The organism is Streptococcus toyakuensis, assembly GCF_024346585.1.
In the GTDB taxonomy this organism is placed as follows: Bacteria; Bacillota; Bacilli; order Lactobacillales; family Streptococcaceae; genus Streptococcus; species Streptococcus toyakuensis.
This window is the reverse complement of record NZ_AP024523.1, coordinates 1,379,430-1,405,484: the sequence shown is the minus strand read 5'-3', so window position 1 is coordinate 1,405,484 and position 26,055 is coordinate 1,379,430. Positions and strand designations below refer to the sequence as shown.

The 26,055-nt window shown below is 39.8% G+C and carries 26 protein-coding genes; 23 read left to right on the top strand and 3 right to left on the bottom strand.

The features are described 5' to 3' along the window. Positions 1–23: 23 nt before the first annotated feature. A complete protein-coding gene (locus STYK_RS07245; protein WP_261804786.1) occupies positions 24–764 on the top strand; it encodes a MerR family transcriptional regulator in 741 nt (246 codons plus the stop codon). A gap of 41 nt (positions 765–805) precedes the next feature. Here STYK_RS07245 and STYK_RS07240 read toward each other — a convergent pair whose 3' ends face one another. Genes STYK_RS07240 through STYK_RS07230 form a run of 3 tightly spaced genes read right to left on the bottom strand, consistent with a single transcriptional unit; the run spans position 806 to position 3,451 of the window. Then, entirely contained in the window at positions 806–1,327 is a 522-nt protein-coding gene (locus STYK_RS07240) for a DUF1697 domain-containing protein (RefSeq protein WP_261043702.1), read from the bottom strand. Positions 1,328–1,375: 48 nt separating this feature from the next. Next, complete coding sequence (gene aao, locus STYK_RS07235; protein WP_261804785.1) at positions 1,376–2,548, bottom strand: aminoacetone oxidase; 1,173 nt, start codon at positions 2,546–2,548, stop codon at positions 1,376–1,378. A gap of 57 nt (positions 2,549–2,605) precedes the next feature. After that, entirely contained in the window at positions 2,606–3,451 is an 846-nt protein-coding gene (locus STYK_RS07230) for a DegV family protein (RefSeq protein ID WP_049516556.1), read from the bottom strand. A 124-nt stretch (positions 3,452–3,575) separates the two neighbouring features. Here STYK_RS07230 and STYK_RS07225 point away from each other — a divergent pair, with 124 nt between their 5' ends. The 22 genes from STYK_RS07225 (at position 3,576) to glyQ (ending at position 25,925) form a co-directional block, all read left to right on the top strand. Beyond that, the gene (locus STYK_RS07225; protein ID WP_261804784.1) at positions 3,576–4,133 is read left to right on the top strand and encodes a TetR/AcrR family transcriptional regulator; all 558 of its coding nucleotides are present in this window, start codon (positions 3,576–3,578) and stop codon (positions 4,131–4,133) included. Between the two features lie 18 nt (positions 4,134–4,151). After that, the gene (locus tag STYK_RS07220; protein WP_000136973.1) at positions 4,152–4,619 is read left to right on the top strand and encodes a deoxycytidylate deaminase; all 468 of its coding nucleotides are present in this window, start codon (positions 4,152–4,154) and stop codon (positions 4,617–4,619) included. Between the two features lie 88 nt (positions 4,620–4,707). Then, positions 4,708–5,337 (top strand): uracil phosphoribosyltransferase, encoded by a 630-nt coding sequence (upp, locus tag STYK_RS07215; RefSeq protein WP_000515974.1) that lies wholly within the window; start codon positions 4,708–4,710, stop codon positions 5,335–5,337. 173 nt (positions 5,338–5,510) lie between these two features. After that, a complete protein-coding gene (clpP, locus tag STYK_RS07210; protein WP_000613477.1) occupies positions 5,511–6,101 on the top strand; it encodes an ATP-dependent Clp protease proteolytic subunit ClpP in 591 nt (196 codons plus the stop codon). A gap of 78 nt (positions 6,102–6,179) precedes the next feature. After that, on the top strand, positions 6,180–6,428 hold the full coding sequence (locus STYK_RS07205; protein WP_000462126.1) for a YlbG family protein: 249 nt from the start codon (positions 6,180–6,182) through the stop codon (positions 6,426–6,428). Positions 6,429–6,529: 101 nt separating this feature from the next. Continuing rightward, on the top strand, positions 6,530–7,690 hold the full coding sequence (locus tag STYK_RS07200) for an ABC transporter substrate-binding protein (RefSeq protein ID WP_002206202.1): 1,161 nt from the start codon (positions 6,530–6,532) through the stop codon (positions 7,688–7,690). A gap of 267 nt (positions 7,691–7,957) precedes the next feature. Further along, positions 7,958–8,827, top strand: coding sequence for a branched-chain amino acid ABC transporter permease (locus STYK_RS07195; protein ID WP_000941427.1), 870 nt, complete (start codon positions 7,958–7,960; stop codon positions 8,825–8,827). A 3-nt stretch (positions 8,828–8,830) separates the two neighbouring features. Continuing rightward, complete coding sequence (locus tag STYK_RS07190; RefSeq protein ID WP_000662286.1) at positions 8,831–9,787, top strand: branched-chain amino acid ABC transporter permease; 957 nt, start codon at positions 8,831–8,833, stop codon at positions 9,785–9,787. After that, the gene (locus STYK_RS07185; protein ID WP_001185997.1) at positions 9,787–10,551 is read left to right on the top strand and encodes an ABC transporter ATP-binding protein; all 765 of its coding nucleotides are present in this window, start codon (positions 9,787–9,789) and stop codon (positions 10,549–10,551) included. The genes STYK_RS07190 and STYK_RS07185 overlap by 1 nt, the downstream gene beginning before the upstream one ends. Continuing rightward, a complete protein-coding gene (locus STYK_RS07180; protein WP_000062200.1) occupies positions 10,551–11,261 on the top strand; it encodes an ABC transporter ATP-binding protein in 711 nt (236 codons plus the stop codon). The genes STYK_RS07185 and STYK_RS07180 overlap by 1 nt, the downstream gene beginning before the upstream one ends. Before the next feature lie 360 nt (positions 11,262–11,621). Further along, positions 11,622–12,278 (top strand): CBS domain-containing protein, encoded by a 657-nt coding sequence (locus STYK_RS07175; RefSeq protein WP_004256822.1) that lies wholly within the window; start codon positions 11,622–11,624, stop codon positions 12,276–12,278. A gap of 107 nt (positions 12,279–12,385) precedes the next feature. After that, a protein-coding gene (gene prfB, locus STYK_RS07170) for a peptide chain release factor 2 (protein WP_261011042.1) occupies positions 12,386–13,481 on the top strand; the annotation gives its coding sequence in 2 pieces (ribosomal slippage) (positions 12,386–12,457 and positions 12,459–13,481; 1,095 coding nt in all). 17 nt (positions 13,482–13,498) lie between these two features. Beyond that, entirely contained in the window at positions 13,499–14,191 is a 693-nt protein-coding gene (gene ftsE, locus STYK_RS07165; RefSeq protein ID WP_000022260.1) for a cell division ATP-binding protein FtsE, read from the top strand. Continuing rightward, entirely contained in the window at positions 14,184–15,110 is a 927-nt protein-coding gene (gene ftsX, locus STYK_RS07160; protein ID WP_000625545.1) for a permease-like cell division protein FtsX, read from the top strand. The genes ftsE and ftsX overlap by 8 nt, the downstream gene beginning before the upstream one ends. 179 nt (positions 15,111–15,289) lie before the next feature. Next, positions 15,290–17,470, top strand: coding sequence for a PTS transporter subunit IIBC (locus tag STYK_RS07155; RefSeq protein ID WP_261804783.1), 2,181 nt, complete (start codon positions 15,290–15,292; stop codon positions 17,468–17,470). Positions 17,471–17,521: 51 nt separating this feature from the next. Continuing rightward, complete coding sequence (locus STYK_RS07150) at positions 17,522–18,337, top strand: endonuclease/exonuclease/phosphatase family protein (protein WP_261804782.1); 816 nt, start codon at positions 17,522–17,524, stop codon at positions 18,335–18,337. A gap of 141 nt (positions 18,338–18,478) precedes the next feature. Continuing rightward, positions 18,479–19,822, top strand: coding sequence for a DEAD/DEAH box helicase (locus tag STYK_RS07145; RefSeq protein ID WP_084923415.1), 1,344 nt, complete (start codon positions 18,479–18,481; stop codon positions 19,820–19,822). Positions 19,823–20,189: 367 nt separating this feature from the next. After that, on the top strand, positions 20,190–21,380 hold the full coding sequence (gene metK, locus STYK_RS07140) for a methionine adenosyltransferase (RefSeq protein WP_084923416.1): 1,191 nt from the start codon (positions 20,190–20,192) through the stop codon (positions 21,378–21,380). Between the two features lie 90 nt (positions 21,381–21,470). Beyond that, a complete protein-coding gene (gene pgdA, locus STYK_RS07135) occupies positions 21,471–22,862 on the top strand; it encodes a peptidoglycan-N-acetylglucosamine deacetylase PgdA (RefSeq protein WP_261804781.1) in 1,392 nt (463 codons plus the stop codon). Between the two features lie 76 nt (positions 22,863–22,938). Next, entirely contained in the window at positions 22,939–23,781 is an 843-nt protein-coding gene (locus STYK_RS07130; RefSeq protein WP_084923418.1) for an aldo/keto reductase, read from the top strand. 272 nt (positions 23,782–24,053) lie between these two features. Further along, the gene (locus tag STYK_RS07125; RefSeq protein ID WP_045611929.1) at positions 24,054–24,815 is read left to right on the top strand and encodes an elongation factor Tu; all 762 of its coding nucleotides are present in this window, start codon (positions 24,054–24,056) and stop codon (positions 24,813–24,815) included. A 192-nt stretch (positions 24,816–25,007) separates the two neighbouring features. Continuing rightward, a complete protein-coding gene (glyQ, locus tag STYK_RS07120) occupies positions 25,008–25,925 on the top strand; it encodes a glycine--tRNA ligase subunit alpha (RefSeq protein WP_000038733.1) in 918 nt (305 codons plus the stop codon). Positions 25,926–26,055: the final 130 nt, after the last annotated feature.

Here is a 26,055-nt window from a genome sequence, read left to right as displayed (position 1 = left end):
TCATTGAGTATAAGGAGGAAATCATGTACCATATAAAAGAAGCTGCGCAGCTTTCGGGTGTCTCTGTCAAGACCCTGTACCACTACGATAAGATAGGACTCTTAGTCCCCTTAAAGTCGGAAAACGGCTATCGAACCTACAGTCAAGAGGATTTGGAACGCCTTCAGGTCATTCTTTACTACAAATATCTAGGCTTTTCTTTAGAAAAAATAGCAGAGCTGTTAAAGGAAGATAGATCAGATTTGTTGCCTCACTTGACCAGACAGTTGGACTATTTGACTCGAGAAAGACAACATCTGGATACCTTGATTTCAACCTTGCAGAAAACCATTCAAGAACATAAAGGAGAAAGAGAAATGACCATTCAAGAGAAATTCGCAGGATTTAACTACCAAGATCATCAAAAATACCACCAAGAGGCGGTAGAGAAATATGGACAAGAAGTCATGGACCAAGCGCTCGATCGTCAAAAAGGTCACGAAGATGAGGCTACGCTTGCCTTCAACCAAGTTTTTCAAGCTTTGTCACAAAATCTTCAAGCTGGTTTATCTGCAACAGCAACTGAAAACCAAGAGCAAGCAGCCAAGCTCTTGCAAGCCATCCGTACTTATGGATTTGATTGTACTATTGAAGTATTCGGTCATATCGGTAAAGGATACGTCTATAACCCAGAATTTAAGGAAAACATTGACAAATTTGGAATTGGAACAGCCCAGTACACATCAGATGTCATTGCTCACTATGTCCAAACTCAGACAAAATAAAATCGGAGGAGTATTCTTCCGATTTTTACTAAATTCAAGCACTACTTGCTTAATAATTTTTCTACTACATTTAGTTTTCGCATGGTCAAATCTACATTGAAAAGCTTTTCAAGATAGTTGGTATGGAGTTTCTTTTGTTTTGCAGTTCTAGGGAGGTAGAGGTAAAGACAATGGTCACCGATACAAATTTCTTCTTCACCGTAATCAATTTTCAATTTTTCTAAAGGGAGACTTTGAATAGATTCTTGATAAAAAATCACGTGTATACGGTCATAAAGATAGTGTTCTCCAAACGGGTTTTCTTGGACAATTTTTTTAAAATCACTTTTGTTCTTGATTACCATTTTTAAGTCAGCACCAATATTTTCATTTATTAGAGTATGGACATGTTCTCGTATTTTTTCTAAATCTAAGTCGCTTTCAAGAATGATATTCCCACTTTGAATATAGGTTCGAACTTGTTGAAAACCAGCTTCTGTCAAGATATCTACTAGATAAGACATTTTAGGGATAGCATTTTTTCCATTAGGAGTAACTCCCCTTAACAAGATAATATGTTCCAAAGTAGTTCCTTTCTTTTGGGGCTGATTTAGCCATTGAATAATTTAGATTTAGATTGGATTTGATCCCGCCACCCAACCAGTGCAGAGGGCAGAAGTGATGTTAAAGCCACCCGTATGGGCATTGATATCCAGTACCTCACCAGCAAAGTGAAGGCCAGGTACCAGCTTACTTTCAAGGGTTTTAGGGTTGATTTCCTTAAGACTGACACCACCCTTGGTAACAAAGGATTTGGCGAGAGACATTTTACCAGTCACAGGGATTTTGAGGGTCTTAATAGACTGGAGAAGTTGTTCTTGTTCCTTTTCACTCAACTGTTTGACTTTGTCAGGATAGCCTTGCACAAAAAAATCTGCCAAGCGTTCTGGAAGCAAAGTTTTTAAGGCATTTTTCAAGGATTTTTCCCGATTCTCTTCTAGAAATGCAGCCAAGTCCTTCTCAGAAAGTTGAGGTAGAACATCCAGTGAGAGAACCTCTCCGCCCTTGACAAAGCTGGACATACGCAGAGCAGCAGGGCCTGACAAACCAAAGTGGGTAAAGAGCAAATCGTGAGTGATGACATGCTTACCATAGCTTAGGGTCACATCGTCCAATGAAATTCCTTGCAAGGCCTTGTGTGGAAAATCTGTCAACAAAGGACTTTCAGTGGCTTCAAGATCGGTAATGGTATGCTTAAAATGACGGGCAATCTCGTGACCAAAACCAGTCGAACCAGTAGAGGGATAGGATTTCCCACCAGTTGTGACAATGAGTTTCTCACAAGTGAAGGTTTGGTCTGCGGACTTAAGGACAAACTGGTCGTCTATCTTTTTAACCGAAACAATCTCCGTTTTAGTAGCAACTCGACCACCGAGTTCAGTGATTTTCTTTTCCAAGGCCTCGATAATGGTCCGAGACTTGTCACTAGCAGGAAAGACGCGTCCGTGGTCTTCGACCTTAAGTTTAACACCATTTTCTGTAAAAAAATTAATGATATCATGGTTATCAAATTGGGAGAAGACACTGTAGAGAAAGCGCCCATTTCCAGGGATGCCAGCTAGTAGGTCATCTAGAGTTCCGTTGTTGGTTACATTGCAACGTCCCCCACCAGTACCAGCTAATTTTTTTCCAAGTTTCCGATTTTTTTCGATGAGGAGGGTTTTCTGTCCATAAAAGCTACTGGAAATCGTAGCCATCATACCAGCAGGACCTCCACCGATGACAATAGTATCAAAATGTTTCATAGCTCTATTGTACCACAAAAAAACAAGAGATGAAGTCACCTCTTGTCAAGAATGCAATTAATCAATTTCATATCCCATCAGCAAACCACCATCTTCTGCATAAAAACTGCAGAGACCAGATGTTGGGAGAATTTTAATATCCGCCTGTGGGAAATTTTCGCGGATTCGCTCTGAGAGCTGTTGGCAACATTTCTCGTTATTGCGTTGGGCCATGACAATACGGCCACCAGCATATCCAGCTTTAATGATTTCATCATAGGCAGCTTGAACTGATTTCTTTGGTCCTCGTGCTTTTTGTAGCAATTCGAGAGTTCCAGTTTCACTAGCTTCTCCGACCATACGGATATTGAGAAGGCCAACGACCGTACCGATAAGCTTGCTCAAACGGCCGTTCTTTACCAAGTTATCGACTTTAGCTAGGACAAAAAGTAACTTGGTTTTTTCTTGATAGGCAGTGATAGATTCAACCACTTCTTCAAAAGATAAGCCCTGGTCGATCAAGTCATTCAATTTTTCTACGAGCAAGTCAACTTCCCCACCAGCAGACAAACTATCAATTATATGAATTTTAGTATCAGGATGTTCTTCCAGATAAATATTTTTTGCTAGTTGAGCACTATTGTGGCTTCCAGAAAGAGTACCAGTGATGGTTACTAGGAAAATGTTTTTGGCTCCTTCAAATGCTCGCAAATAATCATCTGGGCTTGGACAAGCTGATTTTGAAGCTTCTGCAGTTGCATACATGGTTTCCATCATTTGGTCAATGTCAAGACTGGCATCATCAACAAAGACCTGATCAGCTACTTGAATGGTTAAGGGGACACTTACAAAGGTCGTGTCAATAGCTGGTCTTGCCAGCTGACGATAATCACAACCAGAGTCAGCAATAATCTTCCAAGTCATAGAAATTCTCCATCTTTGTCAGTTATACATTGACAAAGGTTCTGTCTTTTTTTACAATTATATCATGAAAGCCCTTGAAACAAAAGCCTCATCCGTCTGTTGTGACAAGTAGAAAGAAAATGTTATGTCTGAACGTAGAATCTCTGAAAAGTCTCTTGAAAATCTCAGAAAATCAAACCAAGAATCCAATTTATTAACTAGAGAAGCCATCGAAACAGCCCTCTTGCAACTCTTGGAAAAAAAGGACTTGACCAAGATTAGTATTTCTGAATTGGCCAAACGTGCAGGCGTTTCTCGTGCAGCCTTTTACCGTAATTATGATTCCAAAGAGGAAATTTTAGAGAGTGTCTTTAAACGGAGTGTCCACAACATCATGGAACAACTGCACCATTATGATTTAAAGACAGATCTTTATCTGGTCTGGGTTCATCTTTTCCGGGAGGCCAGAAAGGAAGCCAGAGTGATTCAATTGGCCTTGGATTACCATCTGGAAAAAATCTTTGTCCAAGCCATGCAGGAATTTTTAGAAAAATACCATGGGAAATCAAAAGGTGTCAGCTCTTATCTTCATTCCTTTTGGAGCTCGGCCATCGTTTCTGTCCTTCTAAAATGGATCAAGGATGGCATGAAGGTACCAGCTGAAAAGATTGCAGATTTAGGTTTACCATTTTTTAAAAAATAGAGAAAAAGGAGAAGAGATATGACTGAAAAAAGACTAGCATGGGATGAGTATTTTGCAGCCCAAGCCTTACTAATTGCCAATCGTTCCACTTGTAAACGTGCCAAAGTGGGCGCGATTCTGGTAAAAGATAATAAGGTTATTTCCACTGGTTACAATGGTTCGGTATCAGGAACCGAGCATTGTATTGACCACGAATGTCTAGTCATTGAAGGACACTGTGTTCGCACCCTTCATGCTGAGGTCAATGCTATCCTTCAAGGTGCAGAACGTGGTGTTCCTAAAGGCTTTACAGCCTATGTAACGCATTTTCCTTGTCTGAACTGTACAAAACAATTGCTGCAGGTCGGTTGCAAGCGCGTGGTTTATATTAACCAGTATCGAATGGACGACTATGCCCAATACCTTTATCAAGAAAAAGGGACAGAATTGACCCATCTACCACTTGAGACAGTACAGGCAGCTCTTAAAGAGGCAGATCTAATGTAAAAATTATCAAAAATAAATGGTTTAGAAAGATTTTTAAACCGTTTTTTGGTATAATAAGAAGAATAAATTGAAAGAAGGAACTCCAAAAATGGGAAAAATTGAAGTTATTAATCACCCACTGATTCAACACAAATTGTCAATCTTGCGTCGTACAGATACTTCTACAAAAGCTTTTCGTGAGCTAGTAGATGAGATTGCAATGTTGATGGGGTATGAAGTACTTCGTGATCTTCCACTAGAAGATGTGGAAATCGAAACACCAATTACAAAAACAGTTCAAAAACAATTGGCAGGTAAGAAATTGGCCATCGTCCCAATCTTGCGTGCAGGTATCGGGATGGTTGATGGTCTCTTGAGCTTGGTTCCAGCTGCTAAAGTTGGCCACATCGGTATGTACCGTGATGAAGAAACACTTCAACCAGTTGAGTACTTAGTGAAATTGCCTGAGGACATTGACCAACGTCAAATTTTTGTAGTAGACCCAATGTTGGCAACAGGTGGCTCAGCAATCTTGGCTGTTGATTCTCTTAAAAAACGTGGCGCATCAAATATCAAATTTGTCTGCCTTGTATCTGCTCCAGAGGGTGTAAAAGCCCTTCAAGAAGCTCATCCAGATGTAGAAATCTTTACAGCAGCCTTGGATGAACGTTTGAACGAACACGGTTATATCGTTCCAGGTCTTGGAGATGCTGGAGACCGCTTGTTCGGTACAAAATAAGATCGAAAAGAAGAATGACTTGGAAAAGTATTTCCAGTCACGAAAGGAGGTTGGGTTTTTGTTTCTGTCTAATGAAAGCAGAACAAAAATTTGACCTTTTTTGACCAAGATATTATAATAGTCTTATCTTCAGTCATTTGACCAACAAAATTAAAACTCAAAAGGAGAAATGAATGATTCCTGTAGTTATTGAACAAACAAGCCGTGGAGAACGTTCCTACGATATTTACTCACGTCTTCTCAAAGACCGCATCATTATGCTGACAGGTCCGGTTGAAGACAATATGGCTAACTCTGTTATTGCCCAATTGCTTTTCTTGGATGCCCAAGATAGTACAAAAGATATTTACCTTTATGTCAATACACCAGGTGGTTCTGTTTCAGCTGGTTTGGCAATCGTAGATACCATGAACTTTATCAAGGCAGATGTCCAAACCATTGTTATGGGAATGGCTGCATCTATGGGGACTGTCATCGCATCAAGTGGAGCAAAAGGCAAACGTTTCATGCTTCCAAATGCTGAATACATGATTCACCAACCAATGGGCGGTACAGGTGGTGGTACCCAACAAACTGATATGGCTATCGCTGCAGAACACTTGCTCAAAACTCGTAATACCTTGGAAAAAATCTTGGCTGAAAATTCAGGTCAGTCAATGGAAAAAGTCCATGCAGATGCAGAACGTGATAACTGGATGAGCGCCCAGGAAACACTTGAATATGGCTTTATTGATGAAATTATGGCCAACAATTCATTGAACTAATGATGATAGAAGGCAAACTCGACTGGGTTTGCTTTTTTTGGTATAATAGGGAGAGATTTCTTAGAAAGAGGATTTATCATGTTTGAAAAAGTCAATCGCTCTGGCTTGATTATCTATCTTTACTATAATCGTGATGCCAAAAAACTGCAGGATTATGGAGATATTACCTATCATTCCAAGAAACATCGTTACTTACAACTCTATGTTCCAACTCAAGAAGTGGAGCAATTGGTCGGACGCTTGAGCAAGGAAAAATTTATTAAAAAAGTTAGGGTTTGTCATATCCAAGAGTTGGAAACACCCTTTGTGGGCAATCTTTATCGATAGGAAAACGTTATCATCGAAAAAAGCTCAAGGAAAACATTGACAATTTTCTGATAATTCGGTATATTCTTAACAGACTATTTAAGAAATAAGGAGACAAAAAGATGAAGAAAAAATTTGCCCTATCGTTTGTGGCGCTTGCAAGTGTAGCACTTCTTGCAGCCTGTGGAGAAGTGAAGTCTGGAGCAGTCAACACTGCTGGTAACTCAGTAGAGGAAAAGACAATTAAAATCGGGTTTAACTTTGAAGAATCAGGTTCTTTAGCTGCATACGGAACAGCTGAACAAAAAGGTGCCCAATTGGCTGTTGATGAAATCAATGCCGCAGGTGGTATCGATGGAAAACAAATCGAAGTAGTCGATAAAGATAATAAGTCTGAAACAGCTGAGGCGGCTTCAGTTACAACTAACCTTGTAACCCAATCTAAAGTATCAGCAGTCGTAGGACCTGCGACATCTGGTGCGACTGCAGCTGCGGTAGCGAACGCTACAAAAGCAGGTGTTCCATTGATCTCACCAAGTGCGACTCAAGATGGATTGACTAAAGGTCAAGATTACCTCTTTATTGGAACTTTCCAAGATAGCTTCCAAGGAAAAATTATCTCAAACTATGTTTCTGAAAAATTAAATGCTAAGAAAGTTGTTCTTTACACTGACAATGCCAGTGACTATGCTAAAGGGATTGCCAAATCTTTCCGCGAGTCATACAAGGGTGAAATCGTTGCAGATGAAACTTTCGTAGCAGGTGACACAGACTTCCAAGCAGCCCTTACAAAAATGAAAGGGAAAGACTTTGATGCTATCATCGTTCCTGGTTACTATAATGAGGCTGGTAAGATTGTAAACCAAGCGCGTGGCATGGGAATTGACAAACCAATCGTTGGTGGTGATGGATTCAACGGTGAGGAGTTTGTACAACAAGCAACTGCTGAAAAAGCATCAAACATCTACTTTATCTCAGGCTTCTCAACTACTGTAGAAGTTTCAGCTAAAGCTAAAGCCTTCCTTGACGCTTACCGTGCTAAGTACAATGAAGAGCCTTCAACATTTGCAGCCTTGGCTTATGATTCAGTTCACCTTGTAGCAAACGCAGCAAAAGGTGCTAAAAATTCAGGTGAAATCAAGGACAACCTTGCTAAAACAAAAGATTTTGAAGGTGTAACTGGTCAAACAAGCTTCGATGCAGACCACAACACAGTCAAAACTGCTTACATGATGACCATGAACAATGGTAAAGTTGAAGCAGCAGAAGTTGTAAAACCATAATAGAAAAATGTTGAAATAGGGAATGAGCCTTTGACTCACTCCCTGTTTCGATATTTAATACTCTTCGAAAATCTCTTCAAACTGCGTCAACGTCGCCTTGGATTATATATGTGACTGACTTCGTCAGTCTTATCTACAACCTCAAAGCAGTGCTTTGAGCAACCTGCGGCTAGTTTCCTAGTTTGCTCTTTGATTTTCATTGAGTATAAGAACCTATCAAAAAGTGAGGGAAAACCCTCGGAATTATAAATAGAAAGAGTGAATCTTATGCTCCAACAACTCGTAAATGGTTTGATTCTAGGTAGTGTTTACGCGCTGTTAGCCCTAGGATATACCATGGTTTACGGAATTATCAAGCTCATCAACTTCGCCCATGGTGATATTTATATGATGGGAGCCTTTATCGGTTATTTCTTGATCAATTCTTTCCAAATGAATTTCTTTGTAGCGCTTATTGTAGCTATGCTAGCGACAGCTATTCTTGGTGTCGTGATTGAGTTTCTTGCTTACCGACCTTTGCGCCACTCTACTCGTATTGCTGTTTTGATTACGGCTATTGGGGTTTCTTTCCTATTGGAGTATGGCATGGTCTATCTGGTTGGTGCCAATACCCGTGCCTTCCCTCAAGCGATTCAAACAGTTCGCTATGATTTGGGACCAGTTAGCCTAACAAATGTGCAGTTAATGATTTTGGCCATTTCCTTGATTTTGATGATTTTGTTACAAGTCATTGTCCAAAAAACAAAGATGGGGAAAGCCATGCGTGCTGTATCTGTAGATAGCGATGCAGCGCAATTGATGGGGATCAATGTAAATCGTACTATCAGCTTTACCTTCGCTTTGGGTTCAGCTCTTGCGGGTGCGGCTGGTGTTCTGATTGCCCTCTATTATAACTCTCTTGAACCTTTGATGGGTGTTACTCCAGGTCTTAAGTCTTTCGTTGCCGCAGTACTTGGTGGTATCGGGATTATTCCTGGTGCGGCTCTTGGTGGCTTTGTGATTGGTCTATTGGAAACCTTTGCGACAGCCTTTGGAATGTCAGACTTCCGTGATGCCATTGTTTATGGAATCTTGTTGTTGATCTTGATTGTCCGCCCAGCTGGTATCCTTGGTAAAAATGTGAAAGAGAAGGTGTAAACGATGAAAGAAAATTTAAAAGTTAATATTCTATGGTTACTCCTTTTGTTAGCTGGCTATGGCTTGATTAGTGTACTGGTTTCAGTCGGAGTACTCAATCTATTCTATGTACAGATTTTACAACAAATAGGAATTAATATTATTCTGGCTGTTGGTCTCAACTTAATCGTTGGTTTTTCAGGACAATTTTCACTTGGGCATGCTGGTTTCATGGCGATTGGTGCCTATGCAGCAGCTATTATTGGTTCTAAATCACCAACCTACGGTGCCTTCTTTGGAGCCATGCTGATAGGTGCTTTGCTTTCAGGAGCAGTTGCCTTGCTTGTCGGAATTCCAACCTTACGCTTGAAGGGGGACTATCTTGCGGTAGCGACTCTTGGTGTTTCTGAAATTATCCGTATCTTTATCATCAATGGTGGAAGCCTTACAAATGGTGCAGCAGGTATCTTGGGAATTCCTAACTTTACAACTTGGCAAATGGTTTACTTCTTTGTCGTGATCACAACCATTGCAACCTTAAACTTCTTGCGTAGTCCAATTGGTCGTTCAACCCTCTCCGTTCGTGAGGATGAAATTGCTGCTGAGTCAGTTGGGGTTAATACGACTAAAATTAAAATTATCGCTTTTGTCTTTGGTGCCATTACTGCAAGTATTGCAGGGTCACTTCAGGCAGGATTTATCGGGTCTGTTGTACCGAAAGATTATACTTTCATCAACTCAATCAACGTTTTGATTATTGTTGTATTTGGTGGACTTGGTTCCATTACAGGTGCCATCGTTTCAGCTATTGTTTTGGGAATTTTGAATATGCTTCTCCAAGATGTTGCTAGTGTGCGTATGATTATTTACGCTTTGGCCTTGGTATTGGTAATGATTTTCAGACCAGGTGGACTCCTTGGAACATGGGAATTGAGCCTATCACGTTTCTTTAAAAAATCTAAGAAGGAGGAACAAAACTAATGGCATTACTTGAAGTAAAACAGTTAACCAAACATTTTGGCGGTCTAACAGCTGTTGGAGATGTGACTCTTGAATTGAACGAAGGGGAACTGGTTGGACTAATCGGTCCAAATGGAGCTGGGAAAACCACTCTTTTCAACCTTTTGACCGGTGTTTATGAACCAAGTGAGGGAACAGTAACCTTAGATGGTCACCTTTTGAATGGAAAGTCACCTTATAAGATTGCTTCTTTGGGACTTGGACGTACATTCCAAAATATCCGTCTCTTTAAAGATTTAACAGTTTTGGATAATGTTTTGATTGCTTTTGGCAACCATCACAAACAACATGTTTTTGCTAGTTTCTTACGTTTACCAGCTTTTTACAAGAGTGAAAAAGAATTAAAGGCTAAAGCCTTGGAATTGCTGAAAATCTTTGATTTAGATGGTGATGCAGAAACTCTTGCTAAAAATCTTGCCTACGGACAACAACGTCGTTTAGAAATTGTTCGTGCCCTTGCTACGGAACCTAAAATTCTCTTCTTAGATGAACCAGCAGCAGGTATGAACCCACAGGAAACAGCTGAATTGACTGAGTTAATTCGTCGTATCAAAGATGAATTTAAGATTACGATCATGCTGATTGAACACGATATGAATTTGGTTATGGAAGTAACAGAACGTATCTACGTACTTGAATATGGTCGTTTGATTGCACAAGGAACTCCTGACGAAATTAAGACCAATAAACGCGTTATCGAAGCTTATCTAGGAGGTGAAGCCTAATGTCTATGTTAAAAGTTGATAATCTTTCTGTGCATTACGGCATGATCCAAGCAGTCCGTGATGTAAGCTTTGAAGTGAATGAAGGAGAAGTTGTTTCCCTTATCGGTGCCAATGGTGCAGGTAAGACAACCATTCTCCGTACCTTGTCTGGTTTGGTTAGACCAAGTTCTGGAAAGATTGAATTTTTAGGTCAAGAAATCCAAAAAATGCCAGCTCAAAAAATCGTGGCAGGTGGTCTTTCACAAGTACCAGAAGGACGCCACGTCTTTCCTGGCTTGACTGTGATGGAAAATCTTGAAATGGGAGCTTTCTTAAAGAAAAATCGTGAAGAAAATCAAGCTAACTTGAAGAAGGTTTTCTCACGCTTTCCTCGTCTTGAAGAACGGAAGAACCAAGATGCAGCCACTCTTTCAGGGGGGGAACAACAAATGCTTGCCATGGGACGTGCTCTTATGTCAACACCAAAACTTCTTCTTTTAGATGAACCATCAATGGGACTTGCCCCAATCTTTATTCAAGAGATCTTTGATATCATTCAAGATATCCAGAAGCAAGGAACAACCGTCCTCTTGATTGAGCAAAATGCCAATAAGGCACTCGCAATCTCTGACCGAGGTTATGTACTGGAAACAGGGAAAATCGTTCTATCAGGAACAGGAAAAGAACTCGCTTCATCAGAAGAAGTCAGAAAAGCATATCTAGGTGGCTAAAAAGGTCCGGGGGACCTTTTTAGTCGGCGGATGAAGATTGCGAAGCAATTATCAAATCCACTGGATTGTTTTAGTCGGTAGATGAGGATTACGAAGTAATCACCATTAATAGTCCGGAGGACCTTTTTAGTCGGTGGATAGAGATTGCGAAGCAATTCTCATCTGCACTGGAAGGTTAGCTTCTAATCATTGAAACAAAACAGAATGAAGCTGTCTATCCTTCATTCACAGAGCTCGATTTTAGAGCTCTTTTTGCTAGCTTATTCATACTTTTCTGAATTTTGAAAAAGAAATGTAAGCGTTTGATAGATTTACAAAAAGATTGTATAATAGGGATGAGAATAGAAAAGGAGAAGTCTCATGGCAGTTAAAGATTTTATGACCCGCAAGGTAGTTTATATTAGTCCAGATACAACAGTATCTCATGCAGCAGATTTGATGAGAGAGCAAGGATTACATCGCTTGCCTGTTATCGAAAATGATCAATTGGTTGGTTTGGTGACTGAGGGAACGATTGCCCAAGCTAGTCCATCAAAAGCAACAAGTCTTTCTATCTATGAGATGAACTATCTTTTAAATAAGACAAAAGTAAAAGATGTCATGATTCGTGATGTTGTCACTGTTTCGGGCTATGCGAGTCTAGAGGATGCTACTTATTTAATGCTAAAAAACAAGATTGGTATTCTTCCCGTCGTTGATAACCATCAAGTATACGGAGTTATTACGGATCGTGACGTTTTCCAAGCCTTTCTTGAAATTGCTGGTTATGGTGAAGAAGGAATTCGTGTGCGCTTTGTTACGGAAAATGAAGTTGGTGTACTCGGAAAGATTGTTTCTTTGATTGTAGAAGAAAATTTGAATATCTCCCATACAGTAAATATCCCTCGTAAGGATGGTAAGGTCATTATCGAAGTTCAAATCGATGGATCAATTGATTTACCAGCCTTGAAAGAAAAATTTGAATCAGAGAATATTCAAGTAGAAGAAATCACTCGTACTTCAGCAAAAGTCTTGTAAGAAGGGAAGCCGAAAGGCTTCTTTTTTCATGAAAAGGGTAGTAGAGCAAAAGATGGAAAGAAATGATAGATTATGGTATAATAAAACGATATAAAAAAGGAGTATTTATGGACATTTCAGAAATTCGTCAAAAAATTGACGCAAATCGTGAAAAATTAGCTTCTTTCAGGGGGTCTCTTTGACCTCGAAGGTTTAGAGGAAGAGATTGCCATCTTGGAAAACAAGATGACAGAACCTGATTTTTGGAACGATAATATCGCGGCCCAAAAAACGTCGCAAGAATTAAATGAATTAAAAAACACCTACAATACCTTCCACAAAATGGAAGAGTTGCAGGATGAAGTTGAAATTTTATTAGACTTTTTAGTTGAAGATGAGTCGGTGTATGAAGAATTGGTAACACAGTTATCCGAACTTGATAAGATGATGACTAGTTACGAGATGACCCTTCTGTTATCAGAACCTTATGACCATAATAATGCGATTTTGGAAATCCATCCAGGATCTGGTGGTACTGAAGCTCAGGACTGGGGTGATATGTTGCTTCGTATGTACACTCGCTATGGAAATGCTAAAGGCTTTAAAGTAGAAGTATTGGATTACCAAGCAGGAGATGAAGCTGGTATCAAGTCAGTAACCTTATCTTTTGAAGGACCTAATGCCTATGGCCTTCTCAAGTCAGAAATGGGTGTACACCGTTTGGTGCGAATTTCACCATTTGACTCTGCTAAACGTCGCCACACCTCTTTCACATCTGTAGAAGTGATGCCAGAATTGGATGATACCATTGAAGTGGAAATCCGTGAAGATGATATCAAGATGGATACCTTCCGTTCAGGTGGTGCTGGTGGACAAAATGTCAACAAGGTTTCAACAGGTGTGCGTTTGACACACATTCCTACGGGAACTGTTGTCCAATCAACAGTGGATCGTACCCAGTATGGAAATAGAGATCGTGCCATGAAGATGTTGCAGGCTAAGCTCTATCAAATGGCGCAAGAAAAGAAAGCTGCGGAAGTCGATTCCCTCAAGGGTGAGAAAAAGGAAATCACATGGGGAAGTCAAATCCGTTCTTATGTTTTCACGCCATATACTATGGTAAAAGATCACCGAACTAGCTTTGAAGTTGCGCAGGTAGATAAGGTTATGGATGGAGACCTAGATGGTTTTATCGATGCCTACCTCAAGTGGCGAATCAGCTAAGATAGAAAGGAACTCACATGTCAATCATTGAAATGAGAGATGTCGTCAAAAAATACGACAACGGAACGACTGCCCTACGTGGTGTTTCGGTCAGCATTCAACCAGGAGAATTTGCCTATATCGTAGGTCCGTCAGGAGCTGGGAAATCAACCTTTATTCGTTCTTTGTATCGCGAAGTAAAAATCGAAAAAGGAAGCTTATCTGTTGCTGGTTTTAATCTGGTTAAAATTAAAAAGAAAGATGTCCCTCTCCTACGTCGTAGTGTTGGGGTTGTCTTCCAAGATTATAAACTGTTACCAAAGAAAACCGTTTATGAAAATATTGCTTATGCAATGGAGGTAATTGGAGAAAGTCGCCGTAATATCAAAAAACGTGTTATGGAAGTTTTAGACTTGGTTGGATTGAAGCATAAGGTTCGTTCTTTCCCAAATGAACTTTCAGGGGGAGAACAACAGCGTATTGCGATTGCGCGTGCTATTGTAAATAATCCTAAAGTATTGATTGCGGACGAACCAACAGGAAACTTGGACCCAGATAATTCATGGGAAATCATGAATTTGTTGGAACGCATCAATCTCCAAGGTACAACTGTCTTGATGGCTACCCACAACAGTCAGATTGTAAATACCTTGCGCCACCGTGTCATTGCCATTGAAAATGGCCGTGTCGTTCGTGACGAAGCTAAAGGAGAATATGGATACGATGATTAGTAGATTTTTTCGCCATTTATTTGAATCATTAAAAAGTTTGAAACGAAATGGCTGGATGACAGTAGCTGCTGTCAGTTCAGTTATGATTACTTTGACATTGGTTGCAATATTTGCATCTGTTATCTTTAATACGGCTAAACTAGCTACAGATATTGAAAATAATGTCCGAGTAATGGTATACATTCGTAAGGACGTAGCTGATAATAGTGAGACGATTGAAAAAGAAGGTCAAACTGTTACAAATAACGACTACCATAAAGTATATGATGCTTTGAAAGGTATGTCAACTGTTAAAAGTGTTACGTTTTCAAGTAAAGAAGAACAATATGAAAAGTTGACAGAAACAATGGGCGACAACTGGAAAATCTTTGAAGGTGATGCAAACCCTCTCTATGATGCTTATATAGTAGATACCAATACACCAAGTGATGTAAAGACGGTAGCAGAAGAGGCTAAAAAAATTGAAGGTGTATCAGAAGTTCAAGATGGTGGTGCCAATACAGAACGTTTGTTCAAATTAGCTTCATTTATTCGTGTCTGGGGGCTTGTTATCGCTGGTCTCTTGATTTTCATTGCGGTCTTCTTGATTTCTAATACTATACGTATTACCATTATTTCACGTAGCCGTGAAATTCAAATCATGCGTTTAGTAGGTGCTAAGAATGGCTATATCCGCGGACCTTTCTTGCTTGAAGGTGCCTTTATTGGTTTACTTGGAGCAACCCTTCCATCAGTTCTAGTCTTCATTGTTTATAAAATGGTTTACCAATCGGTTAATAAGTCATTAGTTGGTCAAAACCTTTCAATGATTTCACCAGAGGTATTCAGTCCACTGATGATTGCCTTATTATTTGTGATTGGAATTTTTATCGGTTCAATCGGATCAGGAATTTCAATGCGCCGATTCCTGAAAATCTAAAATAGAAGTATATTTGAGGAGATTTTAATATCTCCTTTTTTACTACAAAAATTTTAGAAAAAAGTCTACTTTTTTTTATAAAAGCCTTTACAAAAAAAATTAAAGTGGTATAATTGAATCATAGAAGGTGCAAACGTTTTCGTAAAACGTTTGCCTAAATAAAAATAAAGGAGATTTGAATGATGAAAGATACATTCAAAAATGTCTTGTCTTTCGAATTTTGGCAAAAATTCGGTAAGGCTTTGATGGTGGTTATCGCGGTTATGCCGGCTGCTGGTTTGATGATTTCAATCGGTAAGTCTATCGTGATGATTAACCCAACCTTTGCACCACTTGTTATTACTGGTGGTGTACTAGAACAAATCGGTTGGGGGGTTATCGTTAACCTTCATATCTTGTTCGCCCTAGCCATTGGAGGTAGCTGGGCTAAAGAACGTGCTGGTGGTGCTTTCGCCGCTGGTCTTGCCTTCATCTTGATTAACCGTATCACTGGTACAATCTTTGGCGTATCAGGCGATATGTTGAAAAATCCAGATGCTATGGTAACAACTCTCTTTGGTGGATCAATCAAAGTTGCTGATTACTTCATTAGTGTTATGGAAGCTCCAGCACTTAACATGGGTGTGTTCGTAGGGATTATCTCAGGTTTTATTGGAGCAACTGCTTACAACAAATACTACAACTTCCGTAAGCTTCCTGATGCGCTTTCATTCTTTAACGGAAAACGTTTTGTACCGTTTGTAGTTATTCTTCGTTCAATAATTGCTGCAATTGTACTGGCTGCTTTCTGGCCAGTAGTTCAAACAGGTATCAATAGCTTTGGTATCTGGATTGCTAACTCACAAGAAACTGCTCCAATCCTTGCACCATTCTTGTATGGTACATTGGAACGTTTGCTCTTACCATTTGGTCTTCACCACATGTTGACTATCCCAATGAACTACACAGCTCTTGGTGGTACTTATGAGGTCTTAACTGGTGCAGCAAAAGGTAGCCAAGTATTTGGTCAAGATCCACTTTGGCTTGCATGGGTAACAGACCTTGTAAACCTTAAAGGTACTGATGCTACTCAATACCAACACTTGTTAGATACTGTTCACCCAGCTCGTTTCAAAGTTGGACAAATGATTGGTTCATTCGGTATCTTGATGGGTGTAGTTGTGGCTATCTACCGTAATGTTGATGCAGACAAGAAACACAAATACAAAGGTATGATGATTGCAACAGCTCTTGCAACATTCTTGACAGGGGTTACTGAACCAATCGAATACATGTTCATGTTTGTAGCAACACCTATGTACCTTGTTTACTCACTTGTTCAAGGTGCGGCCTTCGCTATGGCTGACGTCGTAAATCTACGTATGCACTCATTCGGTTCAATCGAGTTCTTGACTCGTACACCTATTGCGATTAGCGCTGGTATCGGTATGGATATTGTTAACTTTATCTGGGTAACTGTTCTCTTTGCCGTAATCATGTACTTTATCGCAAACTTCATGATTCAAAAATTCAACTACGCAACTCCAGGACGTAACGGTAACTATGAAACTGCTGAAGGTTCAGAAGAAGCTAGCAGCGAAGTCAAAGTTGCAGCAGGTTCTCAAGCTGTAAATATTATCAACCTTCTTGGTGGACGTGCAAACATCGTTGATGTTGATGCATGTATGACTCGTCTTCGTGTTACTGTTAAGGATGCAGATAGAGTTGGTGATGCAGAACAATGGAAAGCAGAAGGAGCTATGGGTCTTGTCATGAAAGGACAAGGGGTTCAAGCTATCTACGGACCAAAAGCAGACGTATTGAAATCTGATATCCAAGATATCCTTGATTCAGGTGAAATCATTCCTGAAACTCTTCCAAGTCAAATGACGGAAGCGCAACAAAACACTGTACACTTCAAAGGTCTTACTGAGGAAGTTTACTCAGTAGCAGATGGTCAAGTTGTTGCTTTGGAACAAGTGAAAGATCCAGTATTTGCTCAAAAAATGATGGGTGATGGATTTGCTGTAGAACCTGCAAATGGAAACATTGTATCTCCAGTTTCAGGTACTGTATCAAGCATCTTCCCTACAAAACATGCTCTGGGTCTTGTGACTGAAGCAGGTCTTGAAGTATTGGTTCACATTGGTTTGGACACAGTAAGTCTTGAAGGTAAACCATTTACAGTTCATGTTGCTGAAGGACAAAAAGTTGCAGCAGGAGATCTCCTTGTCACAGCTGACTTGGATGCTATCCGTGCAGCAGGACGTGAAACTTCAACAGTAGTTGTCTTCACAAATGGTGATGCAATTAAATCAGTTAAATTAGAAAAAACAGGTTCTCTTGCAGCTAAAACAGCAGTTGCTAAAGTAGAATTGTAATATACTTGAGGTTGGAAGCTGTATTCCAACCTCTTATTTTGGGAGAAAAGAATGAAATTTTTAACACTCAATACTCATAGTTGGATGGAAAAAGAAGCTGAGGAAAAATTCCAGATTTTGCTTGAGGATATCCTTGAAAAAGACTATGATTTGATTTGTTTCCAAGAAATCAATCAGGAGATCACATCTCCAGAGGTAGAGGTCAATGATCTTTATCAAGCTTTGCCAGCAGCTGAGCCTATTCACCAAGATCACTATGTTAGACTCTTGGTTGAAAAGTTATCTGAGCAAGGGAAAAATTACTACTGGACTTGGGCCTATAACCATATCGGTTATGATCGCTACCACGAAGGTGTGGCTATCTTGTCTAAAACACCTATTGAAGCCAGAGAAATTTTAGTTTCAGATGTGGATGATCCAACAGACTATCATACTCGTCGTGTTGCCTTGGCTGAAACTGTAGTTGATGGTAAGGAGCTTGCAGTTGCAAGTGTCCACCTTTCTTGGTGGGATAAAGGTTTCCAAGAAGAATGGACACGATTTGAGGCTGTCTTGAAAGAATTGAACAAGCCGCTTTTGCTAGCTGGAGATTTCAACAATCCGGCTGGACAGGAAGGTTACCAAGCTATTTTAGCTAGTCCATTAGGCTTACAAGACGCATTTGAAGTTGCTCAAGAGAAAAGTGGTAGCTATACTGTTCCACCAGAAATTGATGGCTGGAAGGGGAACACAGAACCCCTTCGAATCGACTATGTTTTTACTACCAAAGAGTTAGAGGTGGAAAATTTACATGTCGTATTTGATGGCAACAATAGTCCGCAAGTTAGTGATCACTATGGCTTGAATGCTATTTTAAACTGGAAATAAGGACTAAAAAGAGGTTGGGATTCACAAATTCCAGCCTTTTTTTTGATTAGATGAACTACTGAAAGTAAGCTCTATGAGTGAGACTACTGAAATGGAATAAAATATGGTATAATTGGTAAGATAGATAGAATCGAGGATATTATGTCATTTACGAAATTTCAATTTAAAAACTATATTAGAGAAGCCTTGGAGGAGTTGAAATTTACAACTCCAACAGAGGTGCAAGACAAGTTGATTCCTATTGTTTTGGCAGGTCGTGACCTAGTCGGTGAATCAAAAACAGGTTCGGGTAAGACTCACACTTTTCTATTGCCGATTTTCCAGCAATTAGATGAAGCCAGCGATAGTGTTCAAGCAGTCATTACTGCACCGAGCCGTGAATTAGCTACTCAAATTTACAAAGCAGCCCGTCAGATTGCTACTCACTCAGAAGTAGAAGTTCGTGTGGTTAATTATGTGGGAGGGACAGATAAGGCTCGCCAGATTGACAAATTGGCAAGTAACCAGCCTCATATTGTTATCGGTACGCCAGGTCGTATTTATGACTTAGTTAAGTCTGGTGACCTAGCTATTCACAAGGCTAAGACCTTTGTGGTCGATGAAGCAGACATGACCTTGGATATGGGATTCTTGGCAACTGTTGATAAGATTGCTGGAAGCCTTCCAAAAGACCTACAATTCATGGTCTTCTCAGCTACTATTCCACAAAAACTGCAACCATTCTTGAAAAAATACTTATCTAATCCTGTTATGGAGAAAATCAAGACCAAAACGGTCATTTCTGATACCATTGATAATTGGTTGATTTCGACCAAGGGTCGAGATAAGAATGCTCAAATTTACCAGTTGACTCAGTTGATGCAACCGTATTTGGCAATGATTTTTGTTAACACTAAAACGCGTGCTGATGAATTGTATTCATATCTGACTGCTCAAGGCTTGAAGGTGGCAAAAATCCATGGGGGTATTGCCCCTCGTGAGCGCAAACGTATCATGAACCAGGTGAAAAATCTGGATTTTGAGTATATTGTCGCAACAGATTTGGCAGCGCGTGGAATTGACATTGAAGGTGTCAGCCATGTCATCAATGATGCTATTCCGCAAGATTTGTCCTTCTTTGTTCACCGTGTTGGTCGTACTGGACGAAATGGCCTACCAGGTACAGCTATTACCCTTTATCAGCCAAGCGATGACTCGGATATCCGTGAGTTGGAGAAATTAGGAATTAAATTTACTCCGAAGATGGTAAAAGATGGAGAATTCCAAGATACCTATGACCGTGATCGTCGTGCAAACCGTGAAAAGAAGCAGGATAAGCTTGATATCGAAATGATTGGTTTGGTTAAAAAGAAAAAGAAAAAAGTCAAACCAGGTTATAAGAAGAAAATTCAATGGGCGGTTGATGAAAAGCGCCGCAAAACCAAGCGCGCTGAAAATCGTGCTCGCGGTCGTGCAGAGCGTAAAGCAAAACGCCAAACATTTTAATAGAAAAAGTTGGAGTACTGAGCTCCAACTTTTTTTATTTATGAGAACGAACTATCTATACAGAAACACTACATTATAGACTGCAAATTGCGTTTAAAAATGGTATAATGGTAAAGTTATATAGTCCCGATAAGATGGTAGAAATTTCTATTTTTTCTTTCGCGTCGCAATTCGCAAAGAATGATGGCTCCAAAGTCGTTCGTCATTCTACGGTTGCCGCTATAATGCGGTCACCCTATGCGCCTTACTAGCTTCAGAAATAAAAAATTATCGTTTTTATTTCTTTCGCGTCGTAACTCTTAGACTATAGAAATACCTATCAGTACTTTGTAACTCTATAACACTATTTTTAAGGGGGGACATTTTTATGTCAGAACGTAAATTATTCACGTCTGAATCTGTATCTGAGGGGCATCCCGATAAGATTGCAGACCAAATTTCAGATGCGATTTTGGATGCTATTTTAGCTAAAGATCCAGAGGCGCACGTTGCTGCTGAGACAGCTGTATATACTGGTTCCGTCCATGTTTTTGGTGAAATATCTACAAATGCTTATGTGGATATTAACCGTGTGGTTCGTGATACCATTGCAGAGATTGGCTACACTAATACAGAATATGGTTTTTCTGCTGAGACTGTAGGAGTACATCCATCTTTGGTGGAACAATCTCCTGACATTGCCCAAGGTGTTAACGAAGCCTTGGAGGTTCGTGGAAATGCAGACCAAGATCCGCTGGACTTAATTGGTGCTGGAGACCAAGGGCTCATGTTTGGCTTTGCAGTGGATGAAACAGAAGAGCTCATGCCTTTGCCAATTTCACTCAGTCATAAATTGGTTCGTCGTCTGGCAGAACTTCGTAAGTCTGGGGAAATTAGCTATCTTCGCCCAGATGCTAAATCACAAGTTACGGTTGAGTATGATGAAAATGACCGTCCAGTACGTGTGGACACAGTTGTTATTTCAACTCAGCACGATCCAGAAGTTAGCAACGAACAAATTCACAATGATGTCATTAATAAGGTTATCAAAGAGGTTATTCCAGCCTCTTACTTGGATGAGCAAACAAAATTCTTCATCAATCCTACTGGTCGTTTTGTAATCGGTGGACCTCAAGGGGACTCAGGTTTGACTGGTCGTAAGATTATCGTAGATACTTATGGTGGCTACTCTCGTCACGGTGGTGGTGCCTTCTCTGGTAAAGATGCGACTAAGGTGGACCGTTCTGCGTCATATGCGGCTCGCTATATTGCCAAGAACATCGTTGCAGCAGGTCTTGCTAAGAAAGCAGAAGTGCAATTGGCCTATGCCATCGGTGTTGCGCAGCCTGTTTCTGTTCGTATCGATACCTTTGGTACAGGAACAATAGCTGAAAGCAAGCTTGAAAAAGCAGCGCGTCAAATCTTTGATCTTCGTCCTGCAGGAATTATCCAAATGTTGGATCTTAAACGTCCAATTTACCGTCAAACAGCAGCTTATGGACACATGGGACGTACAGATATTGACCTTCCATGGGAACGTTTGGACAAGGTAGACGCTTTGAAAGAAGCAGTCAAATAAAATCTTGAGAGGGGGACTTCCCCTCTTTTTTAATATACTATTTCCTCCCAAATCATTGAAATTATAGCCTGAATTTGATATAATGGTTCTATGGATAAAAGTAGAGCAAAGCGTGAGAATCACGATAAGGTAAGAATGAGTCTAATAGCCCTAGTAGCTATCTTCTCAGTAAGTATTTGTGTCCTTGGTTCAATAATTGGATACAAAATATACACAAAACAAAGTTTTGAACAAAAGATTGAATCGCTCAAAAAAGAGAAAGATGATCAATTGAGTGAGGGAAATCAGAAGGATCATTTTCGTAAGGGAAAAGCCGAAGTAATTGCCTATTATCCTCTCCAAGGGGAGCAAGTGATTTCGTCTATAAAGGGAATTATGACACAGGATATTAAAGACAATCTAGAGGATAAGGAAAATCTGGTTTTTTATTATACGGAGAAACAGGATTCGACTTTAAAAGGGATTGTCAACCGAAGTGTGATGAAACAAGTCTATGATTTAACTTCGTCAAAAGTTGAAGAGACTGAAAAAACTAGTCTGGCAAAAGTACATTTGACAGAAGATGGTAAACCTTTTACACTTGATCAATTATTTTCAGATCCTAGTAAAGCCAAAGAGCAGTTGTTAAAAGAAATCACCAATTTCTTACAGGATAAGAAATTGGAGCAAGAAAAGATTGATCAAGTTGTTAAAGGCTTCTCTGACCAAGACTTGTCTGCATGGAATTTTGATTACAAGGATAGTCAGATTATCCTTTATCCAAGTCAGTCAGTTGAAAATCTAGATGAGATTGCCTTGCCGGTATCAAGTTTCTTTGAGGTTATTCAGTCCTCTTATTTATTAGATAAGGACGCAGAACTATATAAGGCTTATTATGAAAAGAAAAATCGTAAAGTAGTAGCCTTGACTTTTGATGATGGACCAAATCCTACAACGACAAATCAAGCATTAGATACACTTTCTAAGTATGGTATAAAGGCAACTTTCTTTGTTTTAGGTAAGAATGTTTCTGGCAATGAAGAGATTTTGAAACGAATGAAAGCAGATGGTCATGTCATTGGAAACCATAGTTGGAGCCATCCAGTTCTTTCAAAACTTTCGCTTGATGAAGCTAAAAAACAAATTACTGATACTGAGGATGCGCTAACTAAGGTGCTGGGTTCTAGCTCTAAACTTATGCGTCCGCCTTATGGAGCCATTACAGACGACATTCGCAATAGCCTCGATTTGAGCTTTATTATGTGGGATGTAGATAGTCTGGACTGGAAAAGTAAAAATGAAGCATCTATTTTGACAGAAATTCAGCGTGAAGTCAAGAATGGTTCTATTATTCTCATGCATGATATCCATGCTGAAACAGTGAATGCTTTACCAAAGGTCATTGACTATTTGAAAGGTCAGGGTTATGACTTTGTGACAATTCCAGATTTGTTAGACTCTCGTCTTAAAGCTCATCAGCTCTATTACGACCGCAATCAATAATACACAAAATCTAAAGAGAAAAGTTTTCCTTGAAAATTTGGCTCTTTGGATTTTCTTCTCATAGAAAGGGAAAATAATGAAATCTTATACTTTAAACAATGGTGTTACAATTCCAGTACTGGGATTTGGAACCTGGAAAGCTGAAAATGGAGAGATTGCCTATCAAGCTGTACTAGAGGCTTTAAAGGCAGGCTATCGCCATATCGATACGGCAGCTATTTATAAAAATGAAGAAAGCGTTGGTCGTGCCATTCAAGATAGTGGCGTTCCGCGTGAGGAAATTTTTGTAACCAGCAAACTCTGGAATACAAATCATAGCTATGAGCAAGCTCGTCAGGCTTTTGAAGAGTCTTTAGAGAAGCTGGGCTTGGAATATTTGGATTTGTATTTGATTCATTGGCCAAATCCAAAACCACTCAGAGAAAATAACCACTGGAAAATCCGAAATTCAGAAGTTTGGAGAGCGATGGAAGACCTCTATCAAGAAGGAAAAATCCGTGCTATTGGAGTTAGTAATTTCCTTCCCCATCATTTGGATGCCTTGCTTGAAACAGCAAAAATTCTTCCAGCGGTCAATCAAGTTCGTTTGGCGCCAGGTGTGTATCAAGAGGAAGTCGTAGCTTACTGTAGAGAAAAAGGAATTTTATTGGAAGCTTGGGGCCCTTTTGGTCAGGGAGAACTGTTTGATAGCAAGCAAGTGCAAGAAATCGCAGCAAATCATGGAAAGTCTGTTGCTCAGATAGCCTTGGCATGGAGCTTGGCAGAAGGATTTTTACCGCTTCCGAAATCTGTCACAGCGTCTCGTATTCAGGCTAATCTTGATTGCTTTGGAATTGAACTGAGTCATGAGGAGAGAGAAACTTTAAAAACAATTGCTGTTCAGTCTGGTGCTCCACGAGTTGATGATATGGATTTCTAGAAAATCATAAAAAGAATTGTACATTGTTCTAATTTTTGATATAATAGTCAGCAGGAAAGAAAGTCTTATGGTGTTCTTCAAGCGAGCTTGGGATAGTGGGAGCCAAGTAGAACAAAATAAAGAACTGGCGCTTTCTGTAGTATTTTCAAAAACAATGAAGTAATAAATTAGGGTGGAACCGCGTTTCTGACGCCCCTAGGTTAAATCAACCTAGGATTGTCGGACGTGGTTCTTTCGCTTATTCAGTCTATTATGTGAAAGAAAGGAGAGACGTGGAAAATCTTTATCTTGTAAAAGACGATAGTCAACTAGCTGCATTTCGTAATTTTGTAGTAAGAAATACTGAAAAGTTGAAAGATTATCAATCTTTTTTAAAGAATGAACTTGCAGTCTGTGATTTACCGCAAGCTGTTATTTGGTCAAGTTTTAATGCTGCTACACAGATTATTAGGGAAAGCGCTGTTCCAGCCTATACAAATAATAGACGAATGGTTATGACGCCTGATTTAGCTGTTTGGAAAGAGTTGTATTTGTATCAGTTGATGGACTACGAGTGTTCTCAGCAAACTCAAGCAATAGAAAATCACTATCATTCTTTATCTGAAAATTTCCTCTTACAGATTGTAGGACATGAGTTAGCTCATTGGTCGGAGTATTTTTTAGATGATTTTGATGGTTACGACTCTTATATATGGTTCGAAGAGGGGATGGTTGAATATATTAGTCGCAAGTATTTCTTGACAGAAGAGGAATTTCAAGCGGAAAAAATTTGTAATCAATCTCTTGTAGAACTTTTTCAGAAGAAGTATGGTTGGCATTCATTGAATGATTTTGGTTCTTCGACTTATGATAAGAACTATGCAAGTATTTTTTACGAATACTGGCGTAGTTTTTTGACAATAGATAAGTTGGTAGAAAATCTAGGTAGTGTACAAGCGGTCTTCGATTCTTATCATTTATGGGCAAATACAGATAAAACTCTTCCCTTGTTAAATTGGTTTGTTCAGCAGAAATTAATTGAAAAAGAAATATAAAAACTAAAGGAGTAAACAATGTCTAAAAAATTGACTTTCCGCTGCCTCAGTGGCAGAAACCTCCTTACAGTCGGACTGCCCCACGCTCAGCACTAGGGTGCTGAGCTAGACGCAGTACTAACTCGTCTTGCCTCGTATAATCGACGAGGCAGACTCGTGTCGCAAGAAATCATTTTTATTAAGGAGTATTCAATGTCTAAGAAATTAACATTTCAAGAAATTATTTTGACTTTGCAACAATTTTGGAATGACCAAGGTTGTATGCTTATGCAGGCTTATGATAATGAAAAAGGTGCGGGGACAATGAGTCCTTACACTTTCCTTCGTGCTATCGGACCTGAGCCATGGAATGCAGCGTATGTAGAGCCATCACGTCGTCCTGCTGACGGTCGTTACGGGGAAAACCCTAACCGTCTTTACCAACACCATCAATTCCAAGTGGTTATGAAGCCTTCTCCATCAAATATCCAAGAACTTTACCTTGAATCTTTGGAAAAATTGGGAATCAATCCTTTGGAACACGATATTCGCTTCGTTGAGGATAACTGGGAAAATCCATCGACTGGATCAGCTGGTCTTGGTTGGGAAGTTTGGCTTGATGGTATGGAAATCACTCAGTTCACTTACTTCCAACAAGTAGGTGGATTGGCAACTGGCCCTGTGACTGCAGAAGTTACTTATGGTTTGGAACGCTTGGCTTCTTATATTCAAGAAGTGGATTCTGTCTATGATATCGAATGGGCTGATGGTGTAAAATACGGAGAAATCTTCATCCAGCCTGAGTACGAACACTCAAAATATTCATTTGAAATTTCGGATCAAGAAATGTTGCTTGAAAACTTTGATAAGTTTGAAAAAGAAGCTGGACGCGCCTTGGAAGAAGGATTGGTGCACCCTGCCTATGACTATGTTCTCAAATGTTCACATACCTTTAACCTTCTTGATGCGCGTGGTGCCGTATCTGTAACAGAGCGCGCAGGCTATATCGCTCGTATTCGTAACCTAGCCCGTGTTGTAGCCAAAACCTTTGTGGCAGAGCGCAAACGCCTAGGCTACCCACTTTTGGATGAAGCAACACGAGCTAAACTCTTAGCAGAAGACGCAGAATAAAGAGAGTGACAAATTACGAAAATGGGCGAACAGTGTGAGCCCTGAACCAGGTGCCGCAGTGATGAAGGTATCCTTAGTGAAGCTAAGGATACTAGGCAAAATTGGAGACTTTTGGCTCCAATTTTAGCAA